At 63.5% G+C, this 14,128-nt stretch carries 12 protein-coding genes; 3 read left to right on the forward strand and 9 right to left on the reverse strand.

Annotated features, from left to right (window positions below):
• Positions 1-17: 17 nt before the first annotated feature.
• The 5 genes from SO156_RS34500 to SO156_RS34520 all read right to left on the reverse strand — a co-directional run bounded on the left by SO156_RS34500 (position 18) and on the right by SO156_RS34520 (position 4,699).
• Positions 18-734 carry an ABC transporter ATP-binding protein gene (locus SO156_RS34500; protein ID WP_458149453.1) on the reverse strand — a complete coding sequence of 239 codons (717 nt, stop codon included), beginning with the start codon at positions 732-734 and terminating at the stop codon, positions 18-20.
• The gene (locus tag SO156_RS34505) at positions 727-1,482 is read right to left on the reverse strand and encodes an ABC transporter ATP-binding protein (RefSeq protein ID WP_458149454.1); all 756 of its coding nucleotides are present in this window, start codon (positions 1,480-1,482) and stop codon (positions 727-729) included. Before SO156_RS34505 ends, SO156_RS34500 begins: the two co-directional genes overlap by 8 nt.
• Positions 1,479-2,507, reverse strand: coding sequence for a branched-chain amino acid ABC transporter permease (locus tag SO156_RS34510; protein WP_498537888.1), 1,029 nt, complete (start codon positions 2,505-2,507; stop codon positions 1,479-1,481). Before SO156_RS34510 ends, SO156_RS34505 begins: the two co-directional genes overlap by 4 nt.
• A 9-nt stretch (positions 2,508-2,516) precedes the next feature.
• Positions 2,517-3,386 (reverse strand): branched-chain amino acid ABC transporter permease, encoded by an 870-nt coding sequence (locus SO156_RS34515; RefSeq protein WP_498537889.1) that lies wholly within the window; start codon positions 3,384-3,386, stop codon positions 2,517-2,519.
• Between the two features lie 134 nt (positions 3,387-3,520).
• Positions 3,521-4,699, reverse strand: a complete 1,179-nt coding sequence (locus SO156_RS34520) for an ABC transporter substrate-binding protein (protein WP_458149457.1) — start codon at positions 4,697-4,699, stop codon at positions 3,521-3,523.
• Positions 4,700-5,215: 516 nt separating this feature from the next.
• Between SO156_RS34520 and SO156_RS34525 the strand changes: the two genes are divergently transcribed.
• Entirely contained in the window at positions 5,216-5,500 is a 285-nt protein-coding gene (locus tag SO156_RS34525) for a hypothetical protein (RefSeq protein WP_458149458.1), read from the forward strand.
• Positions 5,501-5,626: 126 nt separating this feature from the next.
• Here SO156_RS34525 and purU read toward each other — a convergent pair whose 3' ends face one another.
• Positions 5,627-6,490, reverse strand: a complete 864-nt coding sequence (purU, locus tag SO156_RS34530) for a formyltetrahydrofolate deformylase (RefSeq protein ID WP_458149459.1) — start codon at positions 6,488-6,490, stop codon at positions 5,627-5,629.
• A 141-nt stretch (positions 6,491-6,631) separates the two neighbouring features.
• Here purU and SO156_RS34535 point away from each other — a divergent pair, with 141 nt between their 5' ends.
• Positions 6,632-7,471: a uroporphyrinogen-III synthase gene (locus SO156_RS34535; RefSeq protein ID WP_498537890.1), complete on the forward strand. Its 840-nt coding sequence runs from the start codon at positions 6,632-6,634 to the stop codon at positions 7,469-7,471.
• A gap of 4 nt (positions 7,472-7,475) precedes the next feature.
• Here the strand turns inward: SO156_RS34535 and SO156_RS34540 are convergent, their stop codons facing one another.
• Positions 7,476-8,156: a peroxiredoxin-like family protein gene (locus SO156_RS34540; RefSeq protein ID WP_498537891.1), complete on the reverse strand. Its 681-nt coding sequence runs from the start codon at positions 8,154-8,156 to the stop codon at positions 7,476-7,478.
• A gap of 21 nt (positions 8,157-8,177) precedes the next feature.
• Complete coding sequence (locus SO156_RS34545) at positions 8,178-11,495, reverse strand: adenylate/guanylate cyclase domain-containing protein (protein WP_498537892.1); 3,318 nt, start codon at positions 11,493-11,495, stop codon at positions 8,178-8,180.
• 331 nt (positions 11,496-11,826) lie between these two features.
• On the opposite strand from SO156_RS34545, the gene SO156_RS34550 reads away from it, so the two are divergent.
• Positions 11,827-13,089: an MFS transporter gene (locus SO156_RS34550; RefSeq protein ID WP_498537893.1), complete on the forward strand. Its 1,263-nt coding sequence runs from the start codon at positions 11,827-11,829 to the stop codon at positions 13,087-13,089.
• Positions 13,090-13,108: 19 nt separating this feature from the next.
• On the opposite strand, the gene SO156_RS34555 is transcribed toward SO156_RS34550, so the two are convergent.
• Entirely contained in the window at positions 13,109-13,783 is a 675-nt protein-coding gene (locus SO156_RS34555) for a Crp/Fnr family transcriptional regulator (protein WP_458149493.1), read from the reverse strand.
• Positions 13,784-14,128 lie beyond the last annotated feature (345 nt).

Here is a 14,128-nt window from a genome sequence, read left to right on the forward strand (position 1 = left end):
AAGACGCGTCCGACAGACTAGTGAGCGGCCGCCCCGGCGACGCCCAGATGGCGCTCGAGGACCGAGGGGTCGGCCCTCAGCGCGGCGCTCGGGCCGTCGTGGACGATCGTTCCGCGCTCCAATATCACAACGCGGTCGGCAAGCCCCAGAATCTTTTGGGCGTTCTGCTCGACGATGATCGAACAGATGCCGCCGGCCCGGGTGATGGTCCCGATCGCCTTCAGGAGCTCCTCGACGATGATGGGCGCAAGACCCTCGGTCGGCTCGTCCAGCAACAGGACCTTCGGATTGAGGGTCAGCGCGCGGCCGATCGCCAGCATCTGCTGCTCGCCGCCGGAGAGTTGGTTGCCAAAGTTGCTCCGCCGCTCTTTCAGCCGCGGGAACATCTCGTAGACCTTTTCTACCGTCCAGAGGCCGGGCTGGGCCACGGCGGTCATGTTCTCCTCCACCGTGAGCGAGCGGAAGATGTTGCGCTCTTGCGGCACCCAGCCGATGCCGGCCCGCGCCCGCTGGTCGGGCCGCAGCGAGGTGACGTCGGTGCCGGCGAGCGCGACCGAGCCGGAAAAGCGTCGGGTGACGCCGACGATGGAGTTGATCAGCGTGGTCTTGCCGGTGCCGTTGCGGCCCAGCAGCGCCAGCACCTGCCCCTCGGCGAGGCGCAGGGACATGTTGGGCAGCACCACCGCCTCGCCGTAGCCGGCGCGCAAGGAGTCGATTGCGAGCAGGTCAGACATTGACCGCCTCCTCGCCGAGATAGACGGCCTTGACCTGCGGGTCGCGCGCGACCTGGTCGGGCGGGCCTTCGGTGAGCAGCGCGCCCGAGACCAGCACGGAGATGCGATCGGCGAAAGAGAAGACGAGATCCATGTCATGCTCGATCAGGAGCACGGTGACGTCGCGGGGCAGCGCTGCGACAACGGCGAGAATGTCGTGTCGCTCGCTTTCGGGCACGCCGGCCGCGGGTTCATCCAGCAGCAGCACGCGCGGCTTGGCCGCGATCGCGACCGCGATCTCAAGGAGGCGCTGCTTGCCGTAGGGCAACGTCACGGTCTGCTCGTTCATGACGTCGAGCAGATGGAAGTGCTTGAGGAGCTCGGCGATCTCGCCATTGACGTCGTCACGGGTACCCATGCGCCGCCACCAGTCGCCGCCATGACCGAGGCGTTCGGAGACCGCTAGCCCAATGGTTTCGAGCGGTGTCAGGTCGGGATAGAGCTGGTTGATCTGGAAGGTTCGCGACAGGCCGCGCAGCACGCGCTTGTGCACGGGCAGATCGGTGATGTCCTGGCCTTCCAGCAGGATGCGTCCCGAGTTCGGCTTGAGCACGCCGGTGAGCTGGTTGATCACCGTGGTCTTGCCGGCGCCGTTCGGACCGATCAAGGCGTGGCGGGCGCCCTGCTCGATCTTGAGCGACAGGTCGCGCGTCACGCGCAGGCCGCCGAACTGCTTTTCGAGATTCCTGGTTTCGAGCGCGATGGTCATGCGTCGCCCTCCGGCACGGCGACGACCGCCTTGCGACCGGCAATCTGCTTGATGATCAGGTTGGGAATGAAGAGGACCCAGCGATGCAGGCGCTGGCGGCCGACCAGCACGATGACGACCAGCACGAGGCCGATCCAGAATTGCCAATACTGCGGGGTGAAGCTCGAGAACCATTCCTGGAGCATGCGGAATATGACCGCGCCGATCAGCCCGCCATAGAGATAGCCGGTGCCGCCGATCACGAGCACGAGCATCAGGTCGGCGGAGCGCTCGAAAGCAAACACGTCGAGTGAGGCGATGGCGGTCGTCTGGGTGAACAGCGCGCCCGCAATGCCCGCATAGAACGCGGCGAGCGTATAGATCGCGATCAGGCGGCGGTTGACGGGAATGCCGATGGCGGCGGCCCGCAGCGGATTGTTCTTGATGGCGCGCAGCGATAGCCCGAACGGCGAATGCACGATGCGGCGCGCGAGCAAAAACAGGACGAACAGGACGGCGACCGAATAGAAGAACCCGGTCTTGCCGAACATGTCGAAGGCAAGCGTTCCGAAGATTGGCTGCATCTCGATGCCTTGCAGGCCGTCGGTGCCGCCGGTGATGTTGGAGAAGCGTTCGGCGAGCGCTTCAAGCAGCAGCGCAATGCCGAGCGTCACCATGAGACGCGTCAGGTCGACGCCGCGGATGACCAGGAAGCTGGTGGCAAAGCCGAGCACCATCGCGGCAAGACCTGCGACAACGAGCGCGATCACGGGTTCGTTGATGATCCCATGCAGCGCAAGAAGTCCCGCGCCATAGGCGCCGACGCCGAAGAAGGCGGCATGACCGAGCGAGACGATACCGGCATAGCCAAGGATGAGATCGAGCGACATCGCAAACAGCGCGAGCCGCACGATGTCGGTCATGATCAGATAGCGCGAGGGAAACACGAAGCCGCAGGCCAGCACGATGAGCCAGAAGGCGACTTCGCCATAGTGCCAGCGCGCATGGCGCTGGGCGTGATAACCTACGTCGGATGCAGCGCTCATCGGCTCAACTCAACGCGCAGCCGTGCGGCCGAACAGGCCGTTCGGGCGCCAGATCAGGATCACGATCATCATGGTGTAGATCACGAAGGGGCCCATCTTCGGCACGTAATATTTGCCGGCCACGTCGCCGATGCCGAGCAGCAGCGAAGCCAGAAATGGACCGGTAATAGAGGACGAGCCGCCGACGGTGACCACGATCAGGAAGTAGATCATGAACTTCAGCGGGAAGTACGGGTCGAGCCCGAGGATCTCCGCGCTCAGCGCGCCGCCGAGGCCGGCGAGGCCGCAGCCGAACGCAAAGGTGAAGGCGAACACCTGCGGCACGTTGATGCCGAGGCCGCTCGCCGCGCGCGGATCGTCGACCGCGGCTCGCAGACGGCTGCCGAAGCGCGTTTTTGCGAGGACGAGCTGGAGCGCGATGGTGAGGAGCCCGCAGATGATGATGATCATCAGGCGGTAGCGACCGATGCCGACGCCGAACAGGTCGAACTGGCCCTGCAGCGCCGCCGGCAGGTTGATGAACACCCGCGACGATCCCATGATGTAGTCGACGGCGGCGACCGACATGAACGTCAAGCCAATCGTGAACAGCACCTGATCGAGATGGCTACGCGTATAGAGGTGGCGGTAGAGCGTTCGCTCCAGCGCGATGCCGATCACGGCGGCGGAGACGAAGGCGAGCGGCAGTGCAGCGAAGAACGGCCAGCCCTGCTGGTTGACCAGCACGGCGCAGATGTAGCCGCCGGTCATCGCAAAGGCGCCGTGGGCGAGATTGACGAAGTTCATCAGGCCGAGCGTGACCGCGAGTCCGCAGGCGAGCACGAACAGCAGCATGCCGTAGGCAACGCCGTCGAACAGGTTGGTGAGGATTGAGGTCATCGGAAGTGGATTGATCCTGGTAGACGCTCATCATTCCGGGCAGCGCGTGAGCGCTGAACCCGGAATCTCATTTCAACAATTTGGTCATCTCGGGTTCGCGCTAGGCGCGCCCCGAGATGACGCGCTTTCGCGCGTCACTTCTTGGTCTTGCCGAGATCCTTGACGTTCTCGAACGTCTGGAATTCGACGTTGTAGAGCTCGCCGTCGACCTTCTCGACCTTGCGGATGTAGATGTTCTGCACGATGTCGCGGGTCTCGGGATCGATCGAGATCGGGCCGCGCGGGCTCTCCCACTTCTGGCCCTTCATGGCCTCGATCAGCTTGGTTCCGTCGGTATCGCCACCCGTCTTCTTCAGCGCCTCGTAGATCAGGTGGATACCGTCATAGCCGCTCACCGCCATGAAGCCCGGACGGGTGCCGAAGGCCTTCTTGTAGGCCGCGACGAAATCCTTGTTCATCTGCGAAGGATGCGCGGCAGAGTAGAGATGCGCGGTCACGGTGCCGAGCACGGCGTCGCCCATGTTGTTGAGGAGATCGTCGTCGGTGACGTCGCCCGGTCCGATCACCTTGATGCCGGCCTTGTCGAGGCCACGTTCGGCATACTGCTTCATGAAGTTGCCGCCCTGGCCGGCCGGCACGAACACGAAGATCGCGTCGGGCTTGGCGTCCTTCATGCGCTGGAGGAACGGCGCGAAATCGGGGTTGGCCAGAGGCACCTTGACCTCTTCGACGACCTCGCCGCCACCGGCCGTGAAATGCTCCTTGAAGAAGTTGAGCGCGTCATTGCCGGGCGCGTAGTCAGAGGTGAGAGTCGCGACCTTCTTGATGCCGTTCTTAACCGCCCAATCACCGATGATGGTCGAGGACTGCGCCAGCGTGAAGCTGGTGCGCACGATATAGGGCGAGCGCTCGGTGATAATCGAGGTGCCGGCCGCCATCACGACTTCCGGAATCTTGGCCTGGGTGGCAAGCGGCGCTGCGGCGAGTGCTGCCGGCGTCACGCCGAAGCCGGCGATGAAATTGACCTTGTCGTTGACGATCAACTCCTGCGCGGCCGTCTTGGTCTTGTCGGGAATCGCAGCGTCGTCCTTGACGATGATCTCGACCTTCTTGCCGGCGACGGTGTCGCCCTTCTGCTGCATGTAGAGCTTGATCGCATTCTCGATTTGCTTGCCAGTCGAGGCCTGGCCGCCGGTCATCGGCAGGATCAGGCCGACCTTCACTGTATCTTCAGCCCTGGCAGGCATTGCGGCCACGAGGCCGGCGACGGCCGTGAGCGTGGCGACCCATGACAATCTGCGACGTCCGAACATCAAAATGTCCCTCCCCTTCTTCCTTCTCTTGCGCCCTGAACCGAGTGCCCGGCTCTTGCCTCACCAAAACTCAGACCGAACCATATGGCGGGGGCCACATGGCGTCTTTCGCGCCCCTGTTGTCAATCGGACGTTTGGCGACCATTCGGCGCAAACCGCGCGTTACGGTTGCCAGCAGCGAGGAGCGATGTCTCGGTTACGTCGAGGTGACTACGCACCTCGATCTTGACCGCATCAATTTGTACGCTTGTACAAATAAAATGGACTTGTCAACGAAAAAGCCCATTCGACGACCAAGCCAGATTGTCGCGAGCCCGGACGGCAGTTTAGAAATCGCGTGCGCGGCGTGGATGGAGGATTTCGTCTTTCTTTTGCAGAATTTCTACATCCGGGAGTTTCCAGCCCGTTCGAACTTGGTAATATATTACCTATCTCGAATAAGTCTATTTTACCTTGTTGATGGCTAGTCTCCCGACGCCTCCGGCTAACCCGCTCCAATTTTCTGCGCCACTTACGATGCCGCAACGTTTCAGCTCTCTCCTGACCCTCCTCATACTTGCTATGGGGCTGACCGGCTGCGGCACGGTCAACGAGAAGCTTTCCTCAGGGATGGGCGACTATGTCCCACACTGGGCCGGCGGCCTGCCGGCCGACGCGCCTCCGCGCCCGGGCACGCCGCAATACGACGCCTGGATGAAGGAACGCGAACGCAAGCGGATGATGCCGGCCGCGGATCGCGAGAAGGAAGAGCAGGCGCAGAAAGGCGCCACGGGCTCGACATCCAGCGACGCGGTGCATTGAGCGACACATCGTCATTCCGGGCGATGCGTCAGCGTCGAACTCAGGTGCGCGATTGCGCACCTGAGAATCTCGAGTGTGCAATTGCACATTGGGTTCGCGCTTCGCCCGCTCTGGAACGACGGCCGACTAATCCACGAACACCACGGTCTTGCGCCCGTTGAGAATGACGCGGTCGTCGAGATGGTAGCGGATCGCGCGCGCCAGCACGCGCCTTTCGATGTCCCGTCCCTTGCGGACGAGATCCTCGGGCGTATCGCGATGGCTGATGCGCTCGACGTCCTGATCGATAATGGGGCCTTCGTCGAGGTCGCGCGTCACGTAATGCGCGGTCGCGCCGATCAGCTTGACGCCACGCTCATGCGCCTGGTGATAGGGCTTTGCGCCCTTGAAGCCCGGCAGGAATGAATGGTGGATGTTGATGCAGCGCCCCGATAGCTCTGCGGAAAGATCATCCGACAGGATCTGCATGTAGCGGGCGAGCACCACGAGATCTGTCTTCGTCTTCGCGACGAGATCGAGGATTTGCCCCTCTTGCTCGCGTTTGGTGTCCCTGGTGATCGGCAAATGGTGGAACGGGATCTCGCCGAAATCGAGCCCGGCATAGACCTCGCGCGGATGGTTGGAGACGATCGCGGTCGGGATCATCGGCAATTCGCCGGTGCGCCAGCGATAGAGGATGTCGACCAGGCAGTGGTCGGACTTCGACACCAGCAGCATCACGCGGCGATGCGTGGCGCGGTCCCGCATCTGCCACTCCATGCCGAAGCGCTCCGCAATGGCGGCGAAGCCGGTCTGCAAGGCCGACAGTTCGACGGCGAGATCGGCCGCCGTGAACACGACCCGCATGAAGAACTTCTCGGTCTCGACGTCGTCGAACTGCTGGGCGTCGAGAATGTTCTGTCCGTTATGCGCGAGGAAGGTCGACACCGCCGAGACGATGCCGGGGCGATCCGGACAGGATAGCGTCAGAACATATTGGGGGTCGGGCATGGGCGTTGATGAAGGTTTGGGCAAACGGATACGGAACAGGCCGATTTGCGTCCTGCTCTATCACCGTAGCCGGCCTTGCGCCAATCCCAAGACCGGAGTCAGGATGAACGTAACATTGCAATCCCAAACCGAGGCACGCTCATGGCCGACCGCTTGAACGGCTACCGCATCCTGATCCTGGAAACGCGCGAGGAGGCCCAATTTTCGAAGCTTCTCGCTGAACAGGGAGCCGACGTCGTGCAATGCCCGATGTTCGCGATTCACGACGCGCCGGACCCCGCGCCGGTCGAGGCCTGGATCCGACGCAGCATCGACAGGCCATTCGACGACCTCGTGCTGATGACCGGCGAAGGCCTGCGGCGGATGATGAAGCTCGCGCGCGAGCGCGGGATCGACCAAGCGTTTGTCACAGCGCTCGCCAAAACGCGAAAATTCACCCGCGGCCCGAAGCCGGGGCGCGCCCTCCGCGAGATTGGGCTGGATTCGCAGCAGACCACGGAGAAGCCGACCACCGAGGGCGTCATCGAGATGCTATCGAAGATCGATCTCAGGGGGCATCGGCTGGGGCTTCAGCTTTATCCCGACAAGGATCACAGCACGCTGATCGGCTCGCTCGAGGCGCAAGGCGCCAAAGTCGATGCCGTGTTGCCCTACGTCTACGACCCGAAGGCGGCGGATGCGAATATCGTCACTGCGATCGACGACATGGCGGAGGGGCGGATCGATGCCATCGCGCTCACCAATCTCGGCCAGGTCCGCCGCCTGATCGAAGCCGCAAAGGCGCATGGCAGCGAGGCGCGCCTGCGCGCTGGGTTCCAGCGGACGCTGATTGCATCGGTGGGGCCGGCGGTCTCCGGCGAGCTCACAGCGCATGGCTTGCGCACCGACATCGCGCCGGTGGAAGACCACTATTTCATGCGCCCGCTCATCTCGGCGATGGCAGCGGCGCTCGCAGAGAAACGGCCGAAAGTGACGGGTTGATCGCCTAGCCTGCCAACTGCGAGGCGGCCGACATCAACTCCTGTGGGCTCGGCGCTCCGAACATGCGCTGGCCGCCGTCAGGCACCTCGGTAAACGTCCAACGCACGATCCCTTCCCGATCGAGCAGGAACTGGCCGAACAGCTGGCCCGTGCCGGCTGCCGCCATGCGCTGATCGGCTTCGGTCATCTCGTAGCCGTCCTTGTTGTTGAGGTACTCGGCGGCCGCCGGCCGGTTCATCGGGCCGGGCAATTCGCCGGGCATATCGACTGGCATGCTCAGAACCACGTCCATGCCCACCTTGCGCGGCCACTCGGTCTCGTTCTGCGTGAACTCGAGATTAGGCAGGCCGAACGCGCGGTGCGAGACCCGCTCGGGGTCGGATGCAGCGAGCAGGTTGGGCAATGGATGATAGCGGAAGTAGAGCCGCGCCCGGTCGATCGGCGTATTGACGACCGTGAGGCTTTCGACGCCCTTCTCGCGCAGGGCCGTGTCAAGCTGCGCCTGCGCCGCGATGTGACGCCGGCAGAACGGGCAATGCAGGCCTCGAAACAAGCCCACCAATATCGGACTATGACCGCGATAGTCCTGGAGCGCGATCTTTCCTTCGCGTGTGATGGCGTCCAGCACGATGTTCGGTGCGCGATCACCGGGCTGAAGTGGTCCATCGACATGGCGGTCTGACATGATTGAACTCCCTCACATTGGCTAGTCAAGAAATGGCAGTACGATCAGCCCTGCGGGATCGAGTCCGTGCCGGGCGCAGACATCTTGGGCCAGCGCGAAATACCGCTCGGCCTCGGGCATGTCGCCTCGATCAAGGTTCAATGTCGCAAGACCATCATAGCACGGAAAGAGCTGCTGCGGCTCGCCGGTCTCGCTCGCCACCTCGATTGCGTCATTGTAGCAGCGAGCGGCCAAGTCGGGGCGGAAATGGCACTGATGGATTTGCCCGAGCACGATCAAGGGCACCGGGAGATGCTCGCGCTGATCCAGCGCACGGTCGATCTCGATCGCCTTCTCGGCGGCCGGCACCCCCTCCTCGGAACATCTGTCCGTGAAGGTGCAACAAGCGACGGCATAGTTGGCTAGCAGACGCGCCTGAAAGCCGAGATCGCCGATGCGACGCGCAACATCGAGCCCGCGCCGGCAAACCTCCATGGCTTGCGCCGGGTCGACAGTGGTGTAGAGCACGCCAAGATTGGTGTAGCTGCGGCAGGCCACGTTGAGGTGGCCCGCGGCCTCAGCGGCTGCGACACTTTGCTCCACCTCGCGCACCGCCTCCTGGTGTCGTCCAAGCCGCGCAAGTGCAACCCCCTTGGTGTTGAGAGCCTCCGCAATGGCGCGCGCCGCCTCGGCATGCTTGTCCGCGTCCGCCGGCACGGATCGGGCGTAGCCAAGCGCCTCGTCGGCCCATCTCGCGGCAGCCATGTGGTCACCCATGCGAAACGCGAGACGGCCGCGCTCCTGCAAGAGGTGCGCCCACTCGACAGGCGCGTCCGTCCCTCCAAGCAGTTCAGCTGCCTCTGCGTAGTGGGTTTCTGCCTTGATCCGCTTGCCGGCGTCCCACAACATCCGGCCAAGCTTGCGAAGAATGCGCGCTTCGCCGATGCGGTCCCCCGCGGCGCGGAGACCTTCCAGCGCGCTCTGGTAATGCTCCTCGGCCGTGTTTCGACGGCCCGCCGCGCCACAGAGATCCGCGATTTGCTCGTACAGGACCAGGCGCTCAGGTTCGCCTTCGCCGGCGGTCAACAACACGGCGAGGGCCTGCTGGTAAAGGCGGATGGCATCGTCATTGGCATAGGTCGCGCGTGCGCGATCGCCGGCCGCCCGCAGATAGCGCGCGCCTTTCGGCTTGCTCGCGCTCAGGCTGAAGTGATGTCCGAGCAGGACGAGGTCTTCGAGCCGCTGTGGCTCATTGCCATGGAGACGCTCCAGAGCGGTACCAATCCGTCCGTGGAGCTCGATCCGGCGCTGCAAGAGCAGGTTCTGATAGATCACGTCCTGAAGCATGGTTTGCGTGAAGCGGTAGGATCGCAGCGAAATCGAGTTCGAGCCCGCGACCTCCTCGACGATCTCGGCGTCGCACAGAAGCTCGAGCCCCGCCTCTACCTTTACCCCCTCGGTTGCGGTCGCACTGAGGAGAGCCGCATCGAAGCGCGGGCCGATCACCGCGGCCTCCTGGGTCAGCCGGCGCACCTCGTGCGGCAGCCGGTCCAGGCGTGCCAGCAACAGCGCCTGGATGCTTGCCGGAATATCGGCGGCGGCTTCATCCGACTTGATCCGCCACTGCACTCCGTCACGCTCCAGGGCGCCGGCTTCAATGAGACCGCGAATGATCTCCTCAAAGAAAAGTGGATTGCCGCCCGCACGCTCGAGGATTCGACTGAACAGATATCCCGGCGATTCACGCCAACCGTGACTGAAGTATGCTGCAAGCAGCCTTTCTCCGTCGGCGTCGCCAAGCGGAGGCAGCCGAAGGGTTGTGTGGCTGATCCGACCCGAACCGAACTGATCCAGCTCCAGCATTGGCCGATGCGTGAACAACAGCATCAGCCGCGTGCGCTCCAGCCGGTCCATCAGGAATCGCAGCGCTTCGAGAGACACGGCATCGGCCCAGTGCAGATCCTCAACAATGATCAGAAGCGGCGACAAGGCCAGACGTCGTTCGAACACGGTGCGAATCGCAAAGAATATCTGCCGCCGGAGCTGCTCGGGCTCGACGTGCTGCAACACGGCGTCGGGGTCGCCGAGACCGAGGACGTGGAAATAGAGCGGCATCAGCCGCTGTGCCTCATCAGTCGCAAGGCCAAGCTCCGACAGCGCTGCAGCCAGCTTGGCCTCGGTCTCTGCGGCGCTGGCCTTCGGCGCAATGCCATAGGCACTGCGCAGCACCGCGGCGAGCGTGCCGTAGGATTGTTCGCCCAATGGCGAGCAGACGGCCTTCCGGATCGCCACATCTGCGAAGCGATCCTCATCGCGGAGACGGGCGACGAATTCGTTCACCAGGCGCGTCTTCCCGATTCCTGCTTCGCCGACCAGGCGCACCAGTTGAGCCGCGCCACTGCACGCGCGATCAAGGCTGCCAATCACGCGGGCAAGCTCGGCGTCGCGTCCGATCAGGGGCGCGCTGAGGCCCAGCGTGTCGAGACCTCTTGCCGCACGGGGCGTGTCGAGCGCCCCCTTCAGACGATGGACCAGGACGCTGCCCATCTTGCCCTTGAGCGAGACCTCGCCAAGCGAGTCATAGGAGAACGCATGCCGCGTCAGACGGTGGGTCAGCGGCCCGACCAGGACCTCGCCCGGAGGCGCCATCGACTGCAATCGCTGTGCGGTATTCACCGTGTCGCCGGTCACCGAATAGGATTTGGCAACACCCACACCCAGCCCTCCAGCAACGACGTGCCCGGTGTTGATGCCGACATGGAGCAGCAGCGGCGAACCAGCATACGCCTTCGCGCGTTCGCTCAGGCGCGCCGTCCGGCTGATCATGTCCAGGGCAGCGCGGATCGCCCGCTCCGGATCGTCCTCGTGCGCGGCCGGCGCACCAAAAAGAGCAAGCAGCGCATCGCCGATGAACTTGTCCACGAAGCCGCCAAAGCTCTGCACCGCGGCCGTCAGTTCCTCGAACAGTTCGTTCTGAAGCGTCTGCATGACCTCGGGGTCGAGCCGCTCGCTCATCGAAGTGAAGCCGCTGAGATCAGCAAACAGAACGGTGATGGTACGACGATTTGCCTCGCCATCGATTTTGTCCGACTGCGGTCGAAACGCGTATTGAGGCTCGACCGCCGGCGCGAGCGGCGGCGAGGCGGATCTGATCGGAATTGTCGTCGGGCTCGTCCGCACCGATGCCTCCCCGCCGCCTTTGGAAGCCTCACGGACGAGGACGCCGCATTTCGGGCAATATGCGAAATCCGGCGCGCATGGAAAGCCGCAGCCAGGGCACGCGCTCGGCTGCTTCGTGCCGCACTTCGGGCAGAAGGCAAAGCCGCTCTGAACCTCGAAACCGCAACCCGAGCAGTTCATGGCCCAAGACCCTGTCCAAGACCCTGTCCAAGACCCTGTCCAAGACCTTTCATGGTCCCAGACGCTCGCGTACACCGCGATGGCGCGATCCCCTGGCCCCGCCGAATGGGTCTGGGGTGCGGACCAGAATGGGCTCGGCACGCCGGAAGAGCAAGCGGCGGTTCATCTATCCGTCCACGAAACGGGTTGCACAGCGCGTGGCACATTGCCTGATGTCGGCGGGCATGGCGGCATGCGGTAGCGTCAATTGACACGTGCATCGCCGGCACTACGCTGGCGAACAGAACAAATAATAAGGGCAGGGAATCGCCGTGAAACCCGTCATCGCATCTTGAGCACAGCCGTACGACCTTCCGCACTCGCGCCGTTCCGCATCCGCAACTACCGCTTTCAATGGCCATCCGATCTGCTCACCTCCTGGGCATTCGAGGTGGAGACACTGGTGCTTGGCTGGTACATCATGGTGGAGACCGGCTCGGTGCTGCTGCTCACCATCCTGGCATCGCTGCAATATGTCGGGACACTGATTGCGCCGGTGTTCGGGATGGTCGGAGACCGCATCGGTCACCGGGATCTTCTCGTCGCGATGCGCCTTGCCTATACGGCGCTGTCTTCGACCATCATGGCGCTGGCCCTCACCGGCCATCTGGCGCCACTCAATGTGATGATCGTCGTCGCGGTCATGGGCCTGATCCGCCCTTCGGATCTCGGCATGCGCAGCGCGCTGCTCGCCAGCATCATGCCGGCCGAACAACTGGTTGGTGCCATAAGTCTGTCGCGCACGACCCAGGATAGCGCGCGCATCGCCGGCGCCTTGACCGGCGCCGGACTGTTCGCCGCGCTCGGCATCGGCCTCGTCTATGTGGCGATTGCCAGTCTCTATCTCGTTGCCGCGATCCTGATGCTCGGCTTGACCCGACAGGCAAAGTCCTCTGCTGCAAGCCACCGCCCGGTGGACGGCCGCGCCGGCACGGGACTGCTGCGCGACCTGAAGGAAGGCGTGGTTTATGCCTGGAATGGCCCCGGGATGAGGGCGGCGCTCTGCGTCGCATTCTTGGCCAATCTCACGGCATTTCCGCTGACGAACGGATTACTGCCTTTCGTCGCGCGCGACATCTTTCATACCGACCAGACCGGTCTAGGCTATCTGTCGGCGAGTTTCGCCGTAGGCTCGCTGATCGGCTCCATCACGCTGAGCCTAGTGGGCGGCTTGCGCATCGCCCGGCTTCTGATCGGCGCAACACTGGCCTGGTACGCGATGTTGCTGGTGTTCGTCGGACTGAGGACGATGCCGGTCGCCATGGCCTGCCTCGTGCTCGCCGGCATCGCCCAGAGCATGTCGATGATTGCCGCCGCCGTGATCCTGATGCGCGCGGCGAGCGCGCACCTCCGGGGCCGCGTGATGGGGGTGCGCATGATGGTGATCTACGGCTTGCCGCTCGGGTTGCTCGCGGCGGGCAGTTTGATCGATCGCATCGGCTATTCGGCGACAGGCTCGCTGTATGCGATCTCGGGGTTCATTGCGATGATGGCGATTGCAGTGCGCTGGCGCGACGATCTGTGGCCGGCACACGCGCCAGCCAATGCGCGATGAAGGGACGGCGCCCCAGGCCCTAATCCCCATACCCGCGCAACCGCTCGACATCGAGGATGGTGATGCCGCCATATTCGAGCCGCAGCAGCCCCTCCTTCTCGAGCCGATTCAGCGCGCGGTTCGCGTTCTGCCGCGACATGCCAGACAGTGCGCCGATCTCCTCCTGCGTGATCTCAAGATGCGTCTTGGAATCCGGATAGAGGATCGGGTTGAACAGTGAAGCGATGCTGCGTGCAAGGCGTGCGGTGGCGTCCAGCGTGCGGTTGACCTCGAGCATGCCGATGAACTGGCCGAGCCGCTCGTTGAGCTGGCGCACCAGGAAGCGGTTGAAGCCGACGCTGTTCTCGAACAGCCAGAGGAAGGTGCTGCGCTCCATAAGTGCAAGGCGGCTGTCGCGGAGCGCGACCACGTCGTAGCGCCGCGGCTCGTTCTTGAGCACGCTGCCCTCGCCGAACCAGGCTCCCGCGGTGAGCCCCGCCAAACTCGTCTCCTTGCCGTCGCGCGATACCCCGCCCATCCGTGCGAGCCCACTGACCACGCCGGCCCAATAGTCGAATTTGTCGCCACGCATGAAGACGGTCTCGCCGTTGACGTAGGATTTTTCGACGATCCCGGCGCGGGCGACCTCAATCTCACGTGTCGCGAGTTCGCGCGACCATGCGGCGACGCGCTTCAATTGATCCTCAGAAATCATGATCTCGAAGCCAACCGCACGTACCGTCACCCCGCTCGATTGCTGCATCGCAACAAATTCGCCTCATTCGCCGTGCGGCAAAAGAAGCCGGACCCGCCCCCGCGAAAAACTTTGCCGACGAATTGTCAGGCACAAGACATTTCAAAATAGCGCGTTACCCTATTGAGGACCACCTCGCGCGAATAGCGGCTTTTGTTCCCAATGGGGACAACGCCGCCTGGCGTGATCGGGCCGGGACCATCGGCTGCATGGTTTCGTCCGAACGGCCGATATAGGATCGGTCCAAGGGAATGGACGAAAGAGCGCCAAAGCGCCGTCGCCGGGGAGGGAATTATTGGTGGCAAC

The organism is Bradyrhizobium sp. UFLA05-125 (genome assembly GCF_059803515.1).